The sequence below is a fragment of the Solibacillus kalamii genome (assembly GCF_002174535.1).
Classification (GTDB): Bacteria; Bacillota; Bacilli; order Bacillales_A; family Planococcaceae; genus Solibacillus; species Solibacillus silvestris.
Window position 1 is genome coordinate 431,037 of sequence record NZ_NHNT01000002.1, and the last position, 20,838, is coordinate 451,874.

A 20,838-nucleotide genomic window follows, 5' to 3' on the forward strand; every position below is an offset into this window, starting at 1 on the left:
AAACTATTTAACAGTTTTACCGTCTGTACGTTGAATAGCTATTAATAGAGTAAGAGAGGGGGCAAAGAATAATGCAAATGGCTGCTCAGATAACAAAATAGCGGAAGGTGCCCCTATCTAGAAAGTTTGGTATATGTTAACATATATGTAAATCTTTTAACTTTAGAAAATATAAAAGGAAGTGTAATAAGTACTTATGAAAAGGTTATTCAAACCATTGATTGGTGTAATTGCTGTTGGTGCGATCACTCTATCTATCAATAATGATAAAAATGTAATTGCGAATGATATTGCAAATACGTGTGAGTATGATGCAGCGTCGAAGGTAAACCCGGATTTCTCTACTACGAACTGCTTATTAACTGAAACAGCACTGAGTTATGATGTCCCTCCTGAAATTGTGAAGGCAATAGCGGAAGGTGAAAGTGGAAATTGGCGTCATTTTGATAACAACGGCGAAGCAATTGTGACAGCTGATAATGGGATTGGCCTTATGCAAATTACAAATCAGGCCGGCTACAATGAAGAAAGGCTAAAAAGCGATCTTGTCTATAATATTGAATCTGGCGTAAAAATTCTTGATAAAATGTTTGATCGATCGGATTTACCTAAAATCAATGATGGTGACAGAGATGTCCTGGAACATTGGTACTTCGCGATTATGGCTTATAATGGTACGAAGCCAGTAAATAGTCCAATTGTGCAATCAACTGGTGAAAGAAATGCAAAAGCATATCAAGAAAAGATTTTTGGGTTTGTTGAGAAATATGAATTAATCGACTTACAAGAGCTGCCTTTTACAAGCGATGATTTCCAATACGACTCTAACAGCAGAGAAAATATTAAATTTTTAAAGATGAATTATAAGTTTGATTTACCATTAACAAAATCAAAGTATTCTTTTGAAAAAGGTGATAAAGTAATTGCAACAACAAATCCCGCATTTAGATCTAGACCTACAACGGGAGATGATTCTAAAATAGGTACTTTAAATAAAGGCGAAGTGGTTATCATTACTGGTCCATTTGTATATGATGAAGGATCTACGAAGAAAAACCATTTTGTCTGGTATCCGGTGAAAAGAAGTAACGGGTCAGAGGGGTATGTAGCATCAAGTTATTTAGACTATTCAGATTCGACATCGAATCCAACACCAACTCCAGTAGATCCTGAAAAAGACTACTCTAAGTATACTAAAAAATTTGCCGACTTTAGGGAAATGTGGTGGACAGATAGTATGATCTGGGCAATCGACAGAGGTTACATTCAAGGTGACAGTACAATATGGAATGCAAAAACTAAAAAATACGAAACGCATCTACTACCAAACAGAAAATTAACAGAAGCACACTTCCTGACAATCTTCTTCCGTTATGCTGAAAAAGATGAGTTAGCAAGTGTAAAGGGCACATCATCTTGGAGCAGAAGTAGTGTATACAACTTGGCGAAAAAGTATAATATGCCTGTGCTCGCAAGCGAAAAATCGAAAGCCTCAAGAGCACTTGCGGAGCAAGGTATCAGACGTGGTAAACTGGCACAATTGATGGCCTCTTACTACTATGGGAAAACAGTAAGTGAAGACACAGCGATTCAATTTTTCATCAATAATGGACTTACTACAGAGCCTTCAATTAAAGAATACAAGCCTAACGATATATTATCTCGTGCTCATATATCAGCATTCATACAGCGATATGACTCGTTCGTATCAAAGCAAAAATAATAAAAATTAGAAAACGGTTGCGTCCACTGCAACCGTTTTTCTCATTTTACAGCTGTAAAATATCATAATTTGGGTAAAGTATGAAAGAAGAAATTAGCTGATCTCTGCACCATGGTAAGGGGACTTTTTCTCGTTATTTAAAGGAAGAAATATTTCAAAGAGAGAGCTATATGAACAATAAAATAAATTTCTGAAAATAATTAATTTTCCCTATTTAAAAAAATGCTCATAATGGATTGCATTTTACTATAATAACGAATATTATATATAAGTTCTTAAAAATTGTTCGTGTTTTGAAAAGAGGAATGCAAATGTTTCAATTAAAAGAAAATGGGACGACAGTTAAGCGTGAATTATTTGCGGGTTTAACAACATTTTTAACGATGGCTTATGTCATCATTGTAAACCCGATTATTTTATCAGGTGCTGGAGTTCCGGTTGATCAAGTATTTATGGCAACAATTATCGCAGCAGTTATCGGGACAGGCTGGATGGCGCTTTGTGCGAACTATCCGATTGCCGTTGCTCCGGGTATGGGATTAAATGCATATTTTACTTATACTGTTGTATTAGCTTCAAATGGAGAGATTACTTATACTACTGCCTTTTCAGCAGTATTTGTTGCAGGTATTTTATTTATTATTATTAGTTTAACACCATTCCGTGAAAAGCTGATTACAGCAATTCCTGAAAACTTAAAATTGGCGATTACTGCGGGTATTGGATTATTTATCGCATTCATCGGGTTGCGTATGTCCGGTATCGTAGTAGCTGATGAATCTAATTTAGTTAAGTTTGGAGATATTGCGGAGCCAGCACCGCTATTAACATTTGTCGGGCTGTTCATTACAGTTGCACTAATGGCTCGTAAAGTGAACGGGGCAATTTTTATCGGTATGATTGTGACGGCAATTATTGCGATGTTCACAGGACAGCTTACAATTGATAAAGTAGTGGCGCTTCCACATCTACCGGAAGGAATTATTGTACTCAATCCAATAACTGCGATTTCAGAAGTGATTGAATACGGTCTATACGGTGTGATTTTTTCATTCATTTTAGTTACATTATTTGATACGACAGGGACGTTAATCGGTGTATCAAAGCAAGCAGGGTTATTGAAGGACGGGAAATTGCCGCGTGCACGTAAAGCGCTTATTTCCGATTCTCTTGCAACAACTGCGGGTGCGATGTTCGGGACAAGTCCATCAACTGCGTATTTGGAATCAGGTTCTGGTGTTGCAGTTGGTGGCCGTACAGGTTTAACAGCATTAACCGTTGCCGTATTGTTTATCATCGCTTCATTTTTCGGACCACTTGTCGGCTCATTGTCCGGTGTGGCAGCTATTACTTCACCTGCATTAATTATCGTTGGTAGCTTGATGATCGGTGTCGTAAAAAATATGAAGTGGGATGAAATTGAAGAATCGTTCCCGGCGTTTTTAGTTATTTTATCAATGCCACTTACATCAAGTATTTCTACAGGGATCGCACTCGGTTTTATTAGCTATCCGTTAATTATGCTTGTAAAAGGGCGTGGACGCGAAGTACATCCGCTCGTTTATATTTTCGCTGTTCTGTTTATTTTACAGTTAATCTATTTACCGCATTAAAAAAATTGCTGCTTCCTATGGAAGCAGTATTTTTTTGTAACAAGGGCTTCCTGTTCTATACATAAAAAAGATTGCTGTAACAGGATTAACGCAGGAAAAGAGCTAGAGATCACATTGAATCTCTAGCTCTTTTTAATTTTAAAAAAATAAATGGGTTATTTTCACTTTAAATTGAATACATCTTTTTAGCGTTTTTCTAAATACTAATGCTGATGAAATTAATTAAGGAAGTGAACATATGAAAAGAAAAAGATGGAAAAGAATCTCTTTTATTTTATTTTTAGTCCTTTTATTTTTATTTGCAGCTATGTATGTTTTCCACAGTCTCGGTGCTGCAAAGGGTCGGGAATATTATGAGGAAACTGGCCAGATAATATGGGATATTAAAACGGACGAAAAGGTGGTGGCCCTGACATTTGATGACGGGCCACATCCGAAATATACCGAGCAAATACTTGATTTACTTGAACAATATGAGGCGAACGGAACGTTTTTTATCGTGGGGCAACTGGCTGAAAAAAGCCCCGAACTCGTTTTGCGGATGCATGAAAGTGGACATGAGATTGCCAATCATACGTACACACATCCTTATACAAAATCAGTTTCTCCCATTATGGAAGAGGTTAATCAGACATCCGATACAATATTCAGCATTACTGGGACGAAACCGAATTTATTCCGACCGGTCGAAGGTTATTATACAGATGAACTCGTAAAAGAATCTGTCAAAAACGGCTATAAAATTGTAATGTGGTCATGGCATCAGGATACAGAAGACTGGAAAAATCCAGGTGTAAATAAAATAGTGAAGACGGTATTAAACGGACTCGGAAATGGAAATGTGGTGTTGTTCCATGATGGAGGAGGCAATCGGGAGCAGACAGTTCAAGCGTTGAAGAAAATATTGCCGGAGCTAAAAAATCAAGGCTACCGATTTATCACAATTTCACAAATGATCCGAATACAAAATGATTCGAACAAACATATTGTAGAGGAGGGGAAATGATGAAATACCGTATTGCATGGATGATGACGGCCATTTTCATTTTAGGATTTATGCCGGTTGCCGATGCTTCTGCAGAGGAGGACACCACCTCGACAAAAGAACAACTATTGCAAAAAAGAATGGACTACTATGTACAGCATGAAAATATTTTATTGCCCTGGTATTATTTGGCGGCTGTCGATCAATATGAACGAAATATTCAGGAAGTACGAAAGGATATTCCAAAGCGAGAAAGTATCATTGCCATTCAATTTTCGGATGAATTCTGGTCCGGTATTTTAAATCCGGCCGAAAATGATACTTCCCCGGTTTCAATTGCTTATTTTAATGGAAGCGGTATGGATGGGAACGGGGATGGGATTGCGGATCGTTCCGATGATAGCGATATATTATTTACCTTGGCTAAGTATTTAAGACAGTACGGATATGGTGAGGATAATTTTAAATTGGCATTATGGGATTATTATAAAAATGAACTATCGGTGAATCAAATACTTGTCATCGCAAAATTATACGAGAAATTTGGAACGATCGATTTGGATGGACATACATTCCCGCTATCAATCCGAGCTGACTACAGCTACAGAGGGACATGGGGAGCAAATCGGGGCTGGGGTGGTCGAAGAATACATGAAGGAACGGATATTTTTGCTCCGTACAACACGCCGGTCTATTCAACGTCATACGGGGTAATCGAAGTGATGGGCTGGAATCAATTTGGCGGCTGGCGTGTCGGTATTCGTGACAACCATAACTCATATCATTATTATGCACACCTTGCTTATTTTCAAAAAGGACTTAAAGAAGGCGATATTGTCGAGGCTGGACAAGTTATCGGCTATGTTGGAAGTACAGGGTACGGAAAAGAAGGAACAGCAGGGAAGTTCCCGCCGCATCTACATTATGGGATCTATAAATTTAATGGCCGGACAGAATGGGCATTTGATCCATATCCAGCGCTGACAAGATGGGAAAAAGAAGCGAGGCAAAGAAAACAATAATGATATATACCAATTTTCGCTGTTTATAAAAGTGACGGTATCCCATTCAATACGCATGGGCATTTGTGGCATTAATTCTGTTAACAGAAGTTAAATTTCTGAATAAGCTATGAGATCTTTGCTTTTATAGATAGGGGAAATAAAATGAAAATAAACTTCATTTATTTAGTATTGTTCGGTCTATGTTTACTTGTAGGCTGTGAAAAAGCGTCATATTCAGGAACTTCCGAAACAGATGGAGTAAAAGAACATCAAATCGAAGCTTCGACCTCCGCCCCGTTGTCGGAAAGTGAAGCAATTGTCGGGGAATATCCGCTTATCTATCCAGCTGTTATTACACTGATCGATCCGAGAACAATGGAAATCGTGAAATCGTTCACACCACAATTATTAGGATACGGCACGGATCGTGAACTGTACGAGGCAAACATTAAGAAAGTAGCGAGAGAACTGGCAAGAGGGTCTAAAGAGAGGACCGGCTATGATCAAACAATGGTCCTGCACAAAATTGGGGAAGACGGAGAGATTATTGAAGGAAATCCCGGAATCGTATTAAAGGAAAGTGAATTAGTCGAAAAAATTTTAGCGGCTTCTCCAAAAGGGGATCATATTTTTTTGCCACTGTATATATTGGAAACCAATTTGGATATAGACATTCCTTCATTGGATGATGTAACCGTTGCTTCGTTTACGACCTATTTTAATGGAGAAGAAAGCGGAAGAAGTGAAAATATCGAGCTTTCCGCAAAGGCCATCCATAATATTTTAGTTGGGGATGGAGATTATTTTTCGTTTAACATAATGGTTGGAGAACGAACGGTGGAAAAAGGCTATCAACCGGCACCTGAAATTATTAACAAGGAGCTGGTGATGGGAATTGGCGGTGGAATTTGCCAAACGTCCTCGACATTATTCAATGCTGTCGATCAGTTGGGAATTCGCATTACGGAAAGGCATCACCATTCACTGAACATCGGCTATGTCCCGACAGGAAGGGATGCGACGGTTTCTTACGGATCGCTCGATTTTAAATTTCAAAATACGAGCGGGGCACCGTTTTTAATTAAATCGTATTACGGCAAAGGTTCGCTGACGATTGCGATCACGACATCGCATCAATATAAAGATTTACTGAAAAAGTAATAAAAATGCTGCTCTTTACATAAGAGTGGTTTTTTATTTTGCTGGTGTTCCTTGATGAAAGAACATCCGCCATGTCCCGTTTTCATTGCGCCAAAGGGAACTGCGGTTTTGCCTGTTGCCATTCGTTCGATTTGTAGTGACAAATCGTGTTTGCACAATCTGATCTGCAAGTGAAATTGCCTGGAAATCTGTAACGGTAAATAAACAGTCTTCAATCCCTTGATCTGTCATTTGGTGAAGCAAGTAAGGTTTATCCATGATGCCTCCGGATGATCCGTATTCAAGAAAATCCTCACTCAAGATGTTGATAAAATCTTCTTTTCTGTAATGCATGAGTTGTTGTTCTAGAAGCAAAAATAGATTGTTAAGTGCAGTCATAAATAATCCTCCATTCGAATTGATTATCAGTGGAACGATTTTCGATGTAAATCGTTTCTTTACATGGTATGATTTTGTCTTGTAGTTGTAAAGAAGGTTTAAGAAGGTGATTGTTATGTGGGAATCGATAAAATGGTTAATTCCGTCTGTTACTGCACCGACTGTAGCAGATTGTCTGGCGGCTGCTGCAATAATTATCGTTGGTTTAATCGTCATTCGTTTTATAATACGGCCGCTGCTATTTAAAATTGCGGATTTGTTCAATAAAAAAAATCATCCGGTATTCGGTGACATTACAAAGAGTGTCTACCCATCAATACGTAACGCCATTATTTTCAGCCTGATAGTGATGGCAGCATCTTTATTAGTGGAAGTATGGCTATTTGAAAATGGGAAACTAAGTATTTATATCGATTCAGTCTATGTATTTTTTGCATTTAAAGCACTGTATGATGTACTCGGTTTTTATTTGAAAAACCCACATAGATTTGAAACAGGGAAAGATCAGGATATTTTAACCCCATTTTTCTTGCGGATGAGTAAAGTCGCGGTCATGGTCATTGCGATGTTTACAATTGCGTCACTGTGGAACTTTAATTTAAACGGGTTTTTAACTGCAATTGGATTAACAGGTGTGGCGCTCGCATTTGGTATTCGTGACACGCTCGCGCATATATTCGGCGGGATGAGTGTTGCGTTGGATAAACCATTTCAGATCGGTGATTGGATTATGTCGGGTGACGAAAAAATTGATGGGACTATACAGGATATTAATTTGCGCAGTACTGTTATTCAAACATCCGATAAAGGGACAGTTTATGTACCAAACTCGTATTTAGTCAATCGTCCGATTTATAATCTGTCCAATCGTACAGAAAGAAAAGTGGAGCATTTCCTGCATATATCAAATGAAAACAGCGAGGAAAGTATTGTGAAGTTTTTGGAATCTGTACGAGAGCAAATTTCACTTCATCCGAAAATTTCGAAAAAAATCATTCATGTAGCGATGGATGAGCTGATGCCGACAAGCTGCCGTATTCTCATTCGGTACTTTGTCGAAACGAATGATACAGGCAGTATGCTGCAAGTACGTCAGGAAATATTATTTGTTGCAAAACATTACTGTGAAGTATATGACATAAAACTAATTGATCCGAATGAAGGTCAGTATGGATGGAATAATGGATGACCATTGCCAAAATTACAAAATGTGGCGCAACCGTTCTACATCCGGTCTATAATTGTAGTATACTGAACTTAAGGATTTAAAGTAACAAGCGTTAGAAATCCATTAGTTTACATAAGAGAGGATGTATCGCAAATGGCTGAGAAACAACAAGTAGCATTCGTACAACCAACACCGGTTGGTAAAGAAGAATTAGGGAAGATTGAAGTCGCGCCAGAAGTAATTGAAGTTATCGCAGGTATCGCTGCAACAGAAGTAGAGGGAATCGCAGCAACACGCGGAAATTTCGCATCAGGTGTTGCCGAGCGTTTCGGTAAAAAAGTCCATTCCAAAGGCATCAAGTCAGCAATGTCGGAAGAAGGCAATATTGTCATTGATGTATTCTGCACTGTAAAATATGGGTATGCCATTCCAAAAGTGGCGAAAGAAGTGCAAACAACGATTCGACAAGCCATTTTAAATATGACAGCCATCGAAACAAGCGAAGTGAACATCCATATTACAGGGATTCAGTTCGAAACTTTAAAAGACGCAGAATAATTGTATAAAAAAGAACCGAGCTCAATTAATTGATGCTCGGTTCTTTTTTGATTACTCAACACTGAAGTTCTTATTTTAAATGTTTTTTCATAATTTCGTGAATTTTAGGATATGAACAAGGTGAAAATAGGGTATAGATTTAAAGCTTCATTTGGTAAGGAGGAAACGGTATGGGAAACTTTTCTGCAAATGCAAGAGAGCGACTGAAAAAAACATTCATAGAAGAAACCTTTGATCTGTTTGTTATTGGTGGAGGAATTACAGGTGCGGGTATTGCACTTGATGCCGCCACACGAGGGTTAAAAGTAGGGTTGGCAGAAATGCAGGACTTTGCGGAAGGAACGAGTAGCCGATCGACAAAACTTGTTCACGGCGGCCTGCGATACTTAAAACAATTCGAAATTAAAGAGGTTGCCGAGCTCGGTCGAGAGCGGGCAATTGTTTACGAAAACGGACCGCATGTAACAACACCTGTATGGATGTTGCTGCCCTTCCATAAAGGAGGGACATTTGGTTCGTTTTCGACAGCGCTAGGATTAAAAGTTTACGATATTTTAGCGAATGTGAAAAAAGGTGAACGCCGTTTTATGCTTTCTGCAGATGAAACGATTGCCCGTGAACCGCTTATTAAAAAGGATGGTTTGCTCGGTGGCGGCGTTTATGTCGAGTATCGTACAGACGATGCACGCCTGACAATCGAAGTGATGAAGGCAGCTGCTGCCAACGGGGCACTTGCAATGAACCATTTGAAGGTTGTGGGAATTGAAGCGAATAACGTGGCATTTTCTACAGTGACGGTGGAAGACCAGCTTACTGGTGAACAATTTCAAATTCGTGCGAAGAAAGTGGTCAATGCAGCAGGCCCATGGGTTGATGAAGTGCGTAAATTAGATGGGGAGCTTGATAACAAACATCTTATTTTATCGAAAGGTGTGCATCTTGTTTTCGACGAGGATGATTTCCCTCTGCAGCAAGCGATCTATTTTGATACCGAAAAAGATGGACGGATGATTTTTGCGATTCCACGAGATGGTAAAGCGTACGTTGGAACAACGGATACATTTTATGAAGGGGATCCTGCAGATCTGAAGGTAACAAAAGAGGACCGACAATATATTATGGATGCGATTCATTATATGTTCCCGCAACTGCAGCTGACAGAAGATAAAATCGAATCGGCATGGGCAGGGGTGAGACCGCTTATCCATGAAGAAGGTAAGGGACCGTCGGAAATTTCACGAAAAGATGAAATTTGGCAATCAGAAAGCGGATTGATTACGATTGCAGGAGGAAAACTGACAGGCTACCGTAAAATGGCTGAAAAAATTGTGGACCTTGTTGTAAAACAATTGAACGACGAATACCAGTTGAAATACGGTAAATCGATTACCAAAAACCTTCCTATTTCGGGCGGAGAAACAAGCGGCTCGAAATTTTTCGAATCATTTGTTGAAAAACGGACAATGAAAGGCCAGGACCTTGGTTTAACAGAGGAACAAAGCCATTATTTAGCAAAATTCTATGGTACTAATGTTGATAAAGTATTCGATTATATTAAACAGGCAAAAGGATACTTACCTCCGATCGTATATGGTCAGCTGTACTATGCGATAAACGAGGAAAGTGCATGTACGCCGAGTGACTTTTTCGTTCGTCGTACAGGCGCACTCTTATTTAACATCCACCTGGTGAGAAAATATAAACAGCTTGTTATTGATGAAATGAGCGACTACCTAAACTGGACAGCAGAAGAAAAGCAGCAGCATACAGATCAACTAGAATATGAACTACAAGACGTAACAATGACTTAGTGAAAAGAGGCGAAGGGAATGTCAACATTTTTTGCAGAATTAGTAGGAACAATGATCTTAATTATTTTAGGTGGCGGGGTTGTTGCTGGTTCCTTGCTGAAATTTTCCAAAGCGGAAAATAGCGGCTGGGTCGTAATTACGATCGCCTGGGGTTTTGCCGTGGCTATCGCGGCATATACCGTAGGCGGAGTAAGTGGTGCCCACTTAAACCCTGCATTGACAATAGCATTTGCAACAATTGGTGACTTTCCATGGGCGGATGTACCGATGTATATTATTGCACAAATATTAGGGGCAATTATTGGCGCGATTGTCGTATATATTGCCTATTTGCCTCACTGGTCACAAACGAAAGATCAAGATGCGAAATTAGCCGTTTTTGCGACAATTCCTGCCATTCGTCATCCTTTGGCAAACATCGTAACAGAAATGATAGGAACTTTTATATTATTATTAGGGATTTTGGCATTAGGCGGTAATTCATTGGCGGATGGTATTAATCCTTTGCTTGTCGGTATTATCGTAATTGCGATTGGTATGAGTTTAGGTGGACCTACAGGCTATGCCATCAACCCTGCACGTGATTTAGGCCCCCGTATTGCGCATTTTTTCTTACCGATACCAGGTAAGCGGGATTCGGACTGGTCTTATGCATTTGTACCGATTGTCGGGCCGATTATTGGGGGCGTAACAGGCGCATTGTTTTACAAACAGTTCTTTTTAAATGAAAATTCAGTGGCATTTTGGCTGTTTACTACGTTGTTTGTTGTCATTTGTGTCGTTGCGTTTATCACACAATCCAAATCCGTTAAAAAGGAGACAGTATAATGGAAAAATATATTATGGCGTTAGATCAAGGCACGACGAGTTCACGTGCCATTTTATTCAATAAAAAAGGGGATATCGTTCATACAGCACAACAGGAATTTAAACAATATTTCCCGAAATCGGGTTGGGTTGAGCATAATGCAAAGGAAATTTGGAGTTCCATTTTATCGGTAATTGCAAAGGTGTTATCGGAAAATAATATTCAGGCGTCACAAATCGAAGGAGTCGGGATTACAAACCAACGCGAAACGACTGTTGTGTGGGATAAAAATACCGGTGAACCGGTATATAATGCAATCGTATGGCAATCACGCCAAACTGCGGAAATTTGTGATTCTCTAAAGGAGGCAGGGCATAATGATCTGTTCCGTAATAAAACCGGTTTGCTCATCGATGCTTATTTTTCCGGCACGAAAGTAAAATGGATATTGGACAATGTAAAAGGAACACGAGAAAAAGCGGAAGCAGGCGACCTTTTATTCGGAACGATTGATACATGGATTATTTGGAAGCTTACAGAAGGAGCTGTTCATGTTACGGACTACTCGAATGCTTCCCGAACATTAATGTATAATATTTATGATTTAAAATGGGATGAAGAATTGCTGGACATTTTAGGGATTCCTGCATCCATGCTTCCTGAAGTAAAACCTTCCTCTGAAATATACGGAGAAATTGCGGGTAATCATTTCTTTGGTCATCGTGTACCGATCGCAGGTATTGCAGGAGATCAGCAGGCGGCATTATTCGGTCAAGCTTGCTATGAACAAGGAATGGTGAAAAATACTTACGGTACCGGTTGTTTCATGCTGATGAACACAGGTGAGGAAGCGGTAAAGTCAGAACACGGTCTTCTTACAACTATCGCATGGGGTTATGATGGCAAAGTGACATATGCGCTTGAAGGGAGTATCTTTGTAGCCGGTTCGGCCATTCAGTGGCTTCGTGACGGACTACGGATGTTCCGGAAATCTGCTGAGAGTGAGGCATATGCTGCTCGTGTAAAAGATACAGATGGTGTGTATGTTGTGCCGGCATTTGTCGGACTTGGAACGCCGTATTGGGATAGTGAAGTGCGGGGAGCAGTATTCGGTTTAACACGCGGCACGTCGAAGGAACATTTTATCCGTGCGACATTGGAATCGCTTGCCTATCAAACTCGGGATGTGTTATCGGCTATGGAATCCGATTCAGGGATCGATTTAAGGAAACTGCGCGTTGACGGTGGTGCTGTGATGAACGACTTTTTAATGCAATTCCAGTCGGATATTTTAAACGTACCTGTTGAACGTCCTTCGATCAATGAAACGACGGCACTTGGCGCAGCGTATTTAGCCGGATTGGCTGTCGGATTCTGGGAGAACCTCGATGAAGTTCAACAACATTGGCAACTCAATCGTCAATTCGAGCCGGCAATGGAAGAAGAGCAGCGTGAATCATTATTTACAGGCTGGCATAAAGCCGTTAAAGCAGCGCAAGCGTTTAAGTGATGGTAAGGAAAAGTACATGAAAATAAATGACCGGACAAGTCGTTTGGCAGTAGCTTCCTATTCTCTATTGGAATTATGCTATAATAGGTCATAATCTAGTTGAGGAGTTAAAATAATATGAGCAAAGATTATATTCGTATAGCAAATGAAGAAGATTTAAATTTGATTAACGCTTATTTTAAGCAAGCATTGGCACACTATGAAGAAGTAGGAGAGCTGATGGCAATGCAGGATATCCGATATTTCCTGGAAAATATGGAGCATTTCCAGTTCTACGTAATAAAAGAAACAGCTGAACAAATTACGTACCTATTTGAATTCCCTGAATCGGAAAACAACAAGCGCGAAACAGGCACGCTGATGATACCGTTACAGAATAATTAATTAGGAAATAATATAAACGACATGTTGATTTATCTCAAACATGTCGTTTTTTTATCGTAAATTTCACCATTTTAAGGAAGAATACAAAAATCTCTTTTTGCAGCCAAAAATTTTCTGTCAAACTGTGCGATGCCTTGCAAAATATGCTATGATAACAAGTAATGCTACTTATGAAGGAGAGCTATTATTTATGAAACGAACAGAGGCGCGTCAAAAAGCGTTACAAGCTTTGTTTCAGTTAGACAGCACAGAATTAACAATAGAAGAGGCAATTGGCCATGTTCTTGAAGAAGAACAAAAATCAAATGCCTTTTTGGAGCAATTAGTTCGTGGGACAACTGAAAATATCGAAGCAATTGATGCAGCGCTAGAAAAAAACCTAGAAAAATGGACGATCAACCGTCTGCCAAAAATTGAAAGAACAATTTTACGTTTAGCTGTATATGAATTATTATACGCTGAAGAAACGCCAAACAAAGTTATCATGAACGAAGCAATCGAGCTTTCTAAAACATTCGGTGACGAGAAATCAAGCAAGTTCGTCAATGGTGTACTTTCGAAATTTACTGAGCAATAAATCAACAAATGTATTCAATTCTTTAAAGATTAATATATCAAGATTTAACTGGTAGGTTGTCATAATAATCGTGTGTTTTTTTAATACAAGCAGTAGGCAACCTTTCCGATTGTCGTAATCACTGGAAGGAGCAACAACATGTCAAGCGTAATTATTAATGGTAAAGAAATCGGTCAAGAAATTCGAACAGGGGTCGCTACTCGTGTAAAGAAGCTAAAAGAGCAAGGGATTACACCCGGCTTAGCTGTCATTTTAGTAGGCGACAATCCGGCATCCAAAACATACGTAGCAAACAAGCAAAAGTCTTGTGAGCAAATTGGGATGTATTCGGAACTTGTCAAACTACCTGAAGAAATTTCAGAACAGGCTTTACTTGAACAAATTCGTGAATTAAACGAACGTGCTTCAATTCACGGTATTCTCGTTCAGCTTCCATTACCGAAACATATCAATGAGGACAAAGTAATTCAAACGATCTCTCCGGAGAAAGATGTGGATGGATTCTCACCGATTAGTGTAGGGAAAATGATGCTTGGACAGGATACATACTTGCCATGTACTCCTTATGGGGTTATGAAAATGCTCGAACATACGGGAATAGACGTTGCAGGAAAGCATGCAGTCATCGTAGGACGCAGCCATATCGTCGGGAAACCGATGGGACAACTATTGTTGCAAAAAGACGCTACAGTTACATATACACATTCTAAAACACCGGATTTACCGTACTTTACGAAACAGGCCGATATTTTAATTGCGGCAGTCGGTCGTGCGAACTTTATTACAAGTGAGCATATTAAAGAAGGGGCAGTTGTCATTGATGTAGGGATTAACCGCAATGAAGACAACCGTTTATGCGGTGATGTGGATTTTGAAGATGTACTAGGGATTGCTTCGCATATTACACCCGTTCCAGGCGGTGTCGGCCCTATGACAATCACGATGTTACTGGAAAACACAGTACAAGCAGCTGAAAAAGAGTTAGAACGTCAAGAGAATTAATCTAACTTCAAAAATCACGATTTTGATGTAGATCAAAATCGTGATTTTTAGCTTATACGATCCAATAGAAAGTAAACAAGAGAGAAGTAGCGGTAATATTCCGCTTATTTTTTAATAAACCGGGGTTTCCGTACGCAATGGAAATCACACATACAGAAAAGAACTACCGTAAAGGAGCAATACGTTTATGACATCGAATTCTTATTTATCCGTCAAAGCATTAACAAAATATATTAAGCGAAAATTTGATGCCGATCCGCATTTACGTGATGTTTACGTAACGGGAGAGCTTTCAAATGTAAAAGTACATAGTTCAGGTCATATTTATTTCACGCTGAAAGATGACAGTTCACGTATTAATGCTACGATGTTCCGTTCACAGGCTTCGAAACTTTCCTTTAAGCCGGAAGAAGGGATGAAAGTTTTTATACGGGGCGATGTGAATGTCTATGAAGCAAGTGGCGCATACCAACTTTATGCACAGACGATGGAGCCGGATGGGATCGGCGGTTTGTTCGTCGCATTTAACCAGTTAAAGGAACGTCTGCAAAATGAGGGATTGTTTAACCCAAATTTTAAACAGCCGATTCCGCAATTCCCGCAAACGATCGGTGTATTAACGGCGACGACTGGTGCGGCTATTCGCGATATATGCACAACGATTAACCGCCGATATCCGCAGGCTGAAATTTTAATTTATCCGACGCTCGTTCAGGGTGCAGGGGCGGCTCCAAACATTACAGAGAATATTTATTTAGCGAACCGCCATGGATTCTGTGATGTACTGATAGTTGGGCGTGGTGGCGGATCGATTGAAGATTTATGGGCATTCAATGAAGAAATCGTCGCAAGGGCGATTTTTGAAAGCCGTATTCCGGTTATTAGTGCGGTCGGACATGAAACCGATACGACAATTGCGGATTTTGTCGCGGATTTACGTGCACCGACACCAACTGCTGCGGCAGAATTGGCCGTTCCGAATCAGCAACAGCTATACCAGCAAATTCTTCACTATCAGTCTATTCTTCATCAAATGATGACATCAAAGCTTAACTTTGAACGCAATCGCTTAACAAAACTGCAAAATTCCTATCCGCTTGCAACACCTGAGCGATTATATCGTCCTTTTATTGAAAGGCTTGTGCAGGTGGACTTATCACTACAAAATGCGACGAAGCTCTATATGATGAATGAAAAATCAAAGCTACAGTCAATTGACAGCAGAATGAAGCTGTATTCGCCGGTACATCAATTAACTGCGGCTAAACAGCAGCTCGAACACCGTACCCAAACGTTAACAAATCGAATGCAGCAACAGCTCGCACAAAATAAAGTCGCTTTTACAAATCAGATGCGTATGCTGGAGGCGTTAAATCCGCTCGCATTAATGAGTAAAGGCTTCAGCGTGGCATATAAAGAGGAAAACGTAGTAAAATCAGTTCACGAGCTGGAAAAAGGCGACGTGATTCAAGTGACGTTTCAGGATGGATATGCCGAAGCGAAAATTGAGAAAAAGCATGTGCAAAAGGAAGGGGAAGCAAAGTGACAAAACCGACATTTGCGACAGCAATGACAGAATTAGAAGAAGTTGTACGTAAACTTGAACAAGGAGATGTTCCACTGGAAGAAGCCATTGACCTTTACAAAAAGGGAATGGAACTATCAAAACTTTGTCATGATACACTGCAAAATGCAGAACAACAATTAATTTCAATCGTTGGAGAAGATGGTGAAAAGAAAGCTTTCCAACAAGGAAATGGAGAAGACTAACAGATGGAAAACACGTTAAAGCAGTTTATTGATCATAATATACCGCAGCTGGAAACGACAATGTATGAACTCGTTGAATCGATCAAAGCACCGGCACATTTAAAAGAATCGATGCTGTATTCATTAAAAGCAGGGGGCAAACGAATTCGTCCGTTATTTGTTGTGGCAGTTTGTGAAATGTATAATCAGTCTCTTGAGACAAGTTATACAGTAGGATCCGCTGTTGAAATGATCCATACGTATTCGTTAATCCATGATGACCTGCCAAGTATGGATGATGATGAATTGCGCCGAGGAAAGCCAACGAACCATGTTGTGTACGGCGAAGCATTGGCAACTTTGGCTGGTGACGCTCTAAACACATTGGCATTTGGTGTCATCGCACGTCTGAATAATCTTTCTGCAGAAAAACGTATTGAACTTGTGAACCTATTAAGTGTTGCCGCAGGTGCTGAAGGAATGGTCGGCGGACAAGTACTTGATATGGACGGAGAAAAACGTCTATTGAATCTACAGGAGCTTGAAACAGTTCATGTAAACAAAACAGGCGCATTACTTCGTTTTAGTATTGAAGCAGGTGCCGTGCTGGCAAATGCAAGTAGCTCTGATCGTGAAGCATTAGTGGAATATGCGCACCATATCGGTTTAGCCTTCCAAATTCAAGATGATATTTTAGATATTGAGGGAACTTCGGAACAGCTAGGGAAAACAGCAGGAAAAGACGTTGCAAGCGAAAAAAGTACATACCCTGCTTTACTTACATTAGACGGTGCAAAGCAAAAGCTGGATGAGCATTATGAGCTGGCGATTGAAGCATTGCAAAAAATTGACACTGATACGACATTGCTTCGACAATTTGCACAGTATATTGTGAGACGTAGTAACTAAAATGTGTTAAACTTTTGTCTTGTGTTGTACATTGATATAATAGAAAAATCACAACGGTGAATAAACTGATGAAAAGGTGTGTGGATGAGATGGATTTAACGAAAATTTCTAGTCCATCCTTTTTGAAAGACTTGAATAAAAAGCAACTAGAAGCGCTGGCTGGAGAAATTCGCGCTTTTCTGATCGAAAAATGTTCAATTACGGGTGGTCATATTGGCCCGAATTTAGGTGTTGTTGAGCTGACGATTGCGCTGCATAAAGCTTTTAACAGTCCAAAGGATAAATTTTTATGGGATGTCGGGCATCAAGCATATGTCCACAAAATTTTAACAGGCCGGGCAAGTCAATTTGACACATTGCGTCAATTTAAAGGGCTATGCGGTTTCCCGAAGCTTGTCGAAAGTGAACACGATATGTGGGAAACAGGGCATAGTTCCACGTCTTTATCTGCAGCGATGGGTATGGCTGCGGCAAGAGATATTAAAGGGGACAAAAACTTTGTTGTACCGATTATCGGTGATGGTGCATTGACAGGTGGAATGGCACTGGAAGCTTTGAACCATATTGGTCATGAAAAAACGAATATGATCGTTATTTTAAACGATAACGAAATGTCGATTGCACCGAACGTTGGGGCATTGCATGACGTTTTAGGACGCTTGCGTACGGCAAAAGAATATTCACGTGCAAAAGAAGATTTGGAATCATTAATTCATAAAATTCCAATGGTTGGCGATAAGCTGGCCGCTACTGCTGAACGTGTGAAAGACAGCCTAAAGTATTTAGTTGTTTCAGGTGTATTCTTTGAGGAATTAGGTTTCAAATATTTAGGTCCAATTGACGGACATGATTTTGAAGCATTGGAAAAAACATTGGAATATGCGAAAAAAGTACAAGGTCCTGTACTAGTCCATGTATTGACGAAAAAAGGTAAAGGCTACAAACCTGCCGAAGACGATACAATTGGTACTTGGCATGGAACAGGTCCATATAAAATGGAAACAGGTGCTTTCGTAAAATCTTCTACAAAAGGTCCGGCATGGAGCAGCTTAGTGGCGGAGTCGGTGCGTAAATGCATGAAGGAAGATAACCGGATTGTAACAATTACACCGGCAATGCCTGTCGGTTCAAAACTTGAAGGAATTCAAAAAGACTTCCCGAATCGCTTCTTTGATGTCGGGATTGCCGAGCAGCATGCAACAACAATGGCGGCAGGCCTTGCAACACAGCATATGAAACCGTTTTTATCGATTTATTCGACGTTTTTACAGCGTGCGTATGACCAGGTGCTGCATGATATTGCACGTCCGAATTTAAATGTTTTCATCGGTATTGACCGTGCAGGCCTTGTTGGCGCGGACGGCGAAACACATCAAGGCGTATTTGATATTTCGTTTTTACGTCATATCCCGAATATCGTCCTGATGATGCCTAAAGATGAAAATGAAGGTCAGCATATGGTGAAAACAGCAATTGATTACAATGATGGTCCAATCGCGCTTCGTTATCCGCGTGGCAATGGTTTAGGTGTTGAGATGGATGCGGAAATGAAAGCATTGCCAATCGGTTCATGGGAAGTATTACGTGAAGGCTCGGATGCAGTTATTCTGACATTCGGTACAACGATCCCAATGGCTTTGAAGGCAGCGGAACAGTTGGCATACCAAGGTATTGATGTACGTGTTGTTAATGCACGTTTCATTAAACCAATGGATGAAGTGATGCTGCATGAAATTATGCAGGAAAACCTGCCGATTTTAACAATTGAAGAATCATTGCTGCAAGGCGGATTTGGTAGTGCAGTGCTGGAATTTGCATTTGATAAGAAATACCGCAATGTTCAAATTGAACGTATCGGGATTCCGGATGAATTTATCGAGCATGGTGAAGTTGATTTATTATTAGAAGAAATAAACGTGACAGCTGAAGAAGCGGTAAAACGTATTACACAGCTTGTACCGAATAAACAGTCGGATAGGGTTAATTAAAGAATGACAAAGCAAAAAAAAGAACGAGTAGATGTAATGCTTGTTGAACGCGGCTTATGTGAGACGCGTGAAAAGGCAAAGCGCTCGATTATGGCTGGTCTCGTGTTCTCAAACGAAATTCGCATTGATAAAGCAGGGGAAAAAATCGAAATCGATGCACCGCTGCAAGTAAAAGGCTCACAGTTAAAATATGTGTCACGAGGCGGTTTAAAGCTGGAGAAGGCACTGGAAATTTTTGATCTATCTGTTGAAGGTAAGCTAATGCTTGATATCGGTTCTTCAACAGGCGGATTTACGGATTGTGCACTGCAAAACGGCGCCCGTCACTGCTATGCACTGGACGTCGGGTCAAACCAGCTTGCATGGAAAATCCGTTCGGATGAGCGTGTAACGGTTATGGAAAAAACCAATTTCCGTTACACCAAGCCTGAAGATTTGATAGAAGGCTTACCAAGTTTTGCAACCATCGATGTTTCCTTCATTTCGTTATCACTGATTTTGCCTGTGCTAAAAACCATTTTAGTGCAAGGTGGCGATGTTATGGCACTTGTAAAGCCGCAATTCGAAGCAGGTCGTGAAAATGTCGGGAAAAAAGGAATTGTCCGTGAACCGAAAGTCCATTTAGCTGTTTTAGAAGAAACAGCTAAAATGGCAACAGAAATCGGGTTTGTCGTAAAGGATGCTTCGTATTCACCGATTACAGGCGGGGAAGGGAATATTGAATTTTTATTCCATCTGTATAATCCGCATGACGGTGAAGAAGTAGAAGCCTTCACAAATTTCGAGCAAGTCGTAAAAGACGCGCATATGCAGCTGAAATAATATAAGCACAAAACAGATTCCTATGGATTTGTTTTGTGCTTTTTTTGAGCAAAAAAGAACAAATTTTATACGAAATTTGCAGCTGATTACTTTCCTTTTTATGTAGAAAACAGTCGGAAAAAACGGATTTTTGAACATATGTACGGTTTTTTCTTGTTTTTCCTTTATGCAAATGGTAGTGTAAATATACATATATTCCTAAACATTTTAATGAGGTGACTTTTGTGAACAAAGGACAGCGCCATATACGCATCCGTGATATTATTACAAATAACGAAATCGAGACACAGGACGATTTAGTCGATCAGCTGAAAAATGCGGGTTACAACGTCACACAAGCAACGGTTTCACGAGATATTAAAGAATTGCATTTAGTAAAAGTACCGTTACAGGACGGTCGTTATAAATATAGTTTACCAGCTGACCAACGTTTCAACCCAATTCAAAAATTGCATCGTTCGTTGGCAGATGCTTTTGTTTCAATTGATGGAGCTTCACATTTTCTAGTCATGAAAACATTGCCGGGGAATGCGAATGCAATCGGATCATTGCTTGACCATCTGGACTGGACAGAAATTTTAGGAACGATTTGTGGGGACGATACGATTTTAATCATGTGTCGAACAGAGGACGAACGTGAAGAAATAAAAAATCGCTTATTAGATATGCTGTAAACCGAGGTGGAATG

The 20,838-nt window shown here is 39.9% G+C and carries 20 protein-coding genes; 19 read left to right on the forward strand and 1 reads right to left on the reverse strand.

Translation table 11 applies throughout. From position 1 onward, the window contains the following. Positions 1-196 precede the first annotated feature (196 nt). From CBM15_RS05825 to CBM15_RS05845, 5 genes are all read left to right on the forward strand, one after another. Positions 197-1,723, forward strand: coding sequence for an SH3 domain-containing protein (locus CBM15_RS05825; protein WP_087616184.1), 1,527 nt, complete (start codon positions 197-199; stop codon positions 1,721-1,723). Between the two features lie 311 nt (positions 1,724-2,034). Beyond that, positions 2,035-3,336: an NCS2 family permease gene (locus tag CBM15_RS05830; protein WP_087616186.1), complete on the forward strand. Its 1,302-nt coding sequence runs from the start codon at positions 2,035-2,037 to the stop codon at positions 3,334-3,336. 238 nt (positions 3,337-3,574) lie between these two features. Next, positions 3,575-4,342 carry a polysaccharide deacetylase family protein gene (locus CBM15_RS05835; RefSeq protein ID WP_087616188.1) on the forward strand — a complete coding sequence of 256 codons (768 nt, stop codon included), beginning with the start codon at positions 3,575-3,577 and terminating at the stop codon, positions 4,340-4,342. Then, positions 4,342-5,343 carry a M23 family metallopeptidase gene (locus CBM15_RS05840; protein ID WP_087616190.1) on the forward strand — a complete coding sequence of 334 codons (1,002 nt, stop codon included), beginning with the start codon at positions 4,342-4,344 and terminating at the stop codon, positions 5,341-5,343. The genes CBM15_RS05835 and CBM15_RS05840 overlap by 1 nt, the downstream gene beginning before the upstream one ends. 144 nt (positions 5,344-5,487) lie before the next feature. Then, positions 5,488-6,486, forward strand: a complete 999-nt coding sequence (locus CBM15_RS05845) for a VanW family protein (protein WP_087616192.1) — start codon at positions 5,488-5,490, stop codon at positions 6,484-6,486. Positions 6,487-6,519: 33 nt separating this feature from the next. Here the strand turns inward: CBM15_RS05845 and CBM15_RS05850 are convergent, their stop codons facing one another. Continuing rightward, complete coding sequence (locus tag CBM15_RS05850; protein ID WP_087616193.1) at positions 6,520-6,864, reverse strand: nuclear transport factor 2 family protein; 345 nt, start codon at positions 6,862-6,864, stop codon at positions 6,520-6,522. 115 nt (positions 6,865-6,979) lie between these two features. On the opposite strand from CBM15_RS05850, the gene CBM15_RS05855 reads away from it, so the two are divergent. The 14 genes from CBM15_RS05855 to ahrC all read left to right on the forward strand — a co-directional run bounded on the left by CBM15_RS05855 (position 6,980) and on the right by ahrC (position 20,824). Then, on the forward strand, positions 6,980-8,053 hold the full coding sequence (locus CBM15_RS05855; RefSeq protein ID WP_087616195.1) for a mechanosensitive ion channel family protein: 1,074 nt from the start codon (positions 6,980-6,982) through the stop codon (positions 8,051-8,053). Between the two features lie 132 nt (positions 8,054-8,185). Beyond that, positions 8,186-8,590: an Asp23/Gls24 family envelope stress response protein gene (locus tag CBM15_RS05860; protein WP_087616197.1), complete on the forward strand. Its 405-nt coding sequence runs from the start codon at positions 8,186-8,188 to the stop codon at positions 8,588-8,590. 170 nt (positions 8,591-8,760) lie between these two features. Beyond that, positions 8,761-10,401, forward strand: coding sequence for a glycerol-3-phosphate dehydrogenase/oxidase (locus CBM15_RS05865; protein ID WP_087616198.1), 1,641 nt, complete (start codon positions 8,761-8,763; stop codon positions 10,399-10,401). A gap of 18 nt (positions 10,402-10,419) precedes the next feature. Continuing rightward, positions 10,420-11,229, forward strand: a complete 810-nt coding sequence (locus CBM15_RS05870) for an MIP/aquaporin family protein (protein ID WP_087616200.1) — start codon at positions 10,420-10,422, stop codon at positions 11,227-11,229. Further along, complete coding sequence (gene glpK, locus CBM15_RS05875; RefSeq protein WP_087616202.1) at positions 11,229-12,719, forward strand: glycerol kinase GlpK; 1,491 nt, start codon at positions 11,229-11,231, stop codon at positions 12,717-12,719. The genes CBM15_RS05870 and glpK overlap by 1 nt, the downstream gene beginning before the upstream one ends. 117 nt (positions 12,720-12,836) lie before the next feature. Next, positions 12,837-13,103, forward strand: a complete 267-nt coding sequence (locus tag CBM15_RS05880) for a hypothetical protein (RefSeq protein ID WP_008404242.1) — start codon at positions 12,837-12,839, stop codon at positions 13,101-13,103. A gap of 190 nt (positions 13,104-13,293) precedes the next feature. Continuing rightward, on the forward strand, positions 13,294-13,680 hold the full coding sequence (nusB, locus tag CBM15_RS05885; protein WP_008404241.1) for a transcription antitermination factor NusB: 387 nt from the start codon (positions 13,294-13,296) through the stop codon (positions 13,678-13,680). A 138-nt stretch (positions 13,681-13,818) separates the two neighbouring features. Next, the gene (gene folD, locus CBM15_RS05890) at positions 13,819-14,682 is read left to right on the forward strand and encodes a bifunctional methylenetetrahydrofolate dehydrogenase/methenyltetrahydrofolate cyclohydrolase FolD (protein ID WP_087616204.1); all 864 of its coding nucleotides are present in this window, start codon (positions 13,819-13,821) and stop codon (positions 14,680-14,682) included. 187 nt (positions 14,683-14,869) lie between these two features. Beyond that, positions 14,870-16,228 (forward strand): exodeoxyribonuclease VII large subunit, encoded by a 1,359-nt coding sequence (gene xseA / locus CBM15_RS05895; RefSeq protein ID WP_087616206.1) that lies wholly within the window; start codon positions 14,870-14,872, stop codon positions 16,226-16,228. Continuing rightward, positions 16,225-16,452 (forward strand): exodeoxyribonuclease VII small subunit, encoded by a 228-nt coding sequence (gene xseB / locus CBM15_RS05900; RefSeq protein ID WP_008404237.1) that lies wholly within the window; start codon positions 16,225-16,227, stop codon positions 16,450-16,452. Before xseA ends, xseB begins: the two co-directional genes overlap by 4 nt. A gap of 3 nt (positions 16,453-16,455) precedes the next feature. After that, positions 16,456-17,340: a polyprenyl synthetase family protein gene (locus CBM15_RS05905; RefSeq protein ID WP_087616208.1), complete on the forward strand. Its 885-nt coding sequence runs from the start codon at positions 16,456-16,458 to the stop codon at positions 17,338-17,340. Between the two features lie 89 nt (positions 17,341-17,429). After that, entirely contained in the window at positions 17,430-19,328 is a 1,899-nt protein-coding gene (gene dxs, locus CBM15_RS05910; RefSeq protein ID WP_087616210.1) for a 1-deoxy-D-xylulose-5-phosphate synthase, read from the forward strand. Between the two features lie 3 nt (positions 19,329-19,331). After that, a complete protein-coding gene (locus CBM15_RS05915; RefSeq protein WP_087616212.1) occupies positions 19,332-20,150 on the forward strand; it encodes a TlyA family RNA methyltransferase in 819 nt (272 codons plus the stop codon). A 224-nt stretch (positions 20,151-20,374) separates the two neighbouring features. After that, a complete protein-coding gene (ahrC, locus tag CBM15_RS05920; protein ID WP_008404230.1) occupies positions 20,375-20,824 on the forward strand; it encodes a transcriptional regulator AhrC/ArgR in 450 nt (149 codons plus the stop codon). Positions 20,825-20,838: the final 14 nt, after the last annotated feature.

Excerpts from the sequence above, each read along its gene's own strand:
- CBM15_RS05915 (WP_087616212.1), top strand. The coding sequence starts at position 19,332 with ATGACAAAGCAAAAAAAAGAACGAGTAGATGTAATGCTTGTTGAACGC.
- CBM15_RS05865 (WP_087616198.1), top strand. The coding sequence starts at position 8,761 with ATGGGAAACTTTTCTGCAAATGCAAGAGAGCGACTGAAAAAAACATTC.
- CBM15_RS05860 (WP_087616197.1), top strand. The coding sequence starts at position 8,186 with ATGGCTGAGAAACAACAAGTAGCATTCGTACAACCAACACCGGTTGGT.
- CBM15_RS05845 (WP_087616192.1), top strand. The coding sequence starts at position 5,488 with ATGAAAATAAACTTCATTTATTTAGTATTGTTCGGTCTATGTTTACTT.
- xseA (WP_087616206.1), top strand. The coding sequence starts at position 14,870 with ATGACATCGAATTCTTATTTATCCGTCAAAGCATTAACAAAATATATT.
- dxs (WP_087616210.1), top strand. The coding sequence starts at position 17,430 with ATGGATTTAACGAAAATTTCTAGTCCATCCTTTTTGAAAGACTTGAAT.
- CBM15_RS05855 (WP_087616195.1), top strand. The coding sequence starts at position 6,980 with ATGTGGGAATCGATAAAATGGTTAATTCCGTCTGTTACTGCACCGACT.
- CBM15_RS05830 (WP_087616186.1), top strand. The coding sequence starts at position 2,035 with ATGTTTCAATTAAAAGAAAATGGGACGACAGTTAAGCGTGAATTATTT.
- CBM15_RS05825 (WP_087616184.1), top strand. The coding sequence starts at position 197 with ATGAAAAGGTTATTCAAACCATTGATTGGTGTAATTGCTGTTGGTGCG.
- folD (WP_087616204.1), top strand. The coding sequence starts at position 13,819 with ATGTCAAGCGTAATTATTAATGGTAAAGAAATCGGTCAAGAAATTCGA.
- glpK (WP_087616202.1), top strand. The coding sequence starts at position 11,229 with ATGGAAAAATATATTATGGCGTTAGATCAAGGCACGACGAGTTCACGT.
- CBM15_RS05840 (WP_087616190.1), top strand. The coding sequence starts at position 4,342 with ATGAAATACCGTATTGCATGGATGATGACGGCCATTTTCATTTTAGGA.
- CBM15_RS05870 (WP_087616200.1), top strand. The coding sequence starts at position 10,420 with ATGTCAACATTTTTTGCAGAATTAGTAGGAACAATGATCTTAATTATT.
- nusB (WP_008404241.1), top strand. The coding sequence starts at position 13,294 with ATGAAACGAACAGAGGCGCGTCAAAAAGCGTTACAAGCTTTGTTTCAG.
- CBM15_RS05850 (WP_087616193.1), bottom strand. The coding sequence starts at position 6,864 with ATGACTGCACTTAACAATCTATTTTTGCTTCTAGAACAACAACTCATG.
- CBM15_RS05905 (WP_087616208.1), top strand. The coding sequence starts at position 16,456 with ATGGAAAACACGTTAAAGCAGTTTATTGATCATAATATACCGCAGCTG.
- CBM15_RS05880 (WP_008404242.1), top strand. The coding sequence starts at position 12,837 with ATGAGCAAAGATTATATTCGTATAGCAAATGAAGAAGATTTAAATTTG.
- CBM15_RS05835 (WP_087616188.1), top strand. The coding sequence starts at position 3,575 with ATGAAAAGAAAAAGATGGAAAAGAATCTCTTTTATTTTATTTTTAGTC.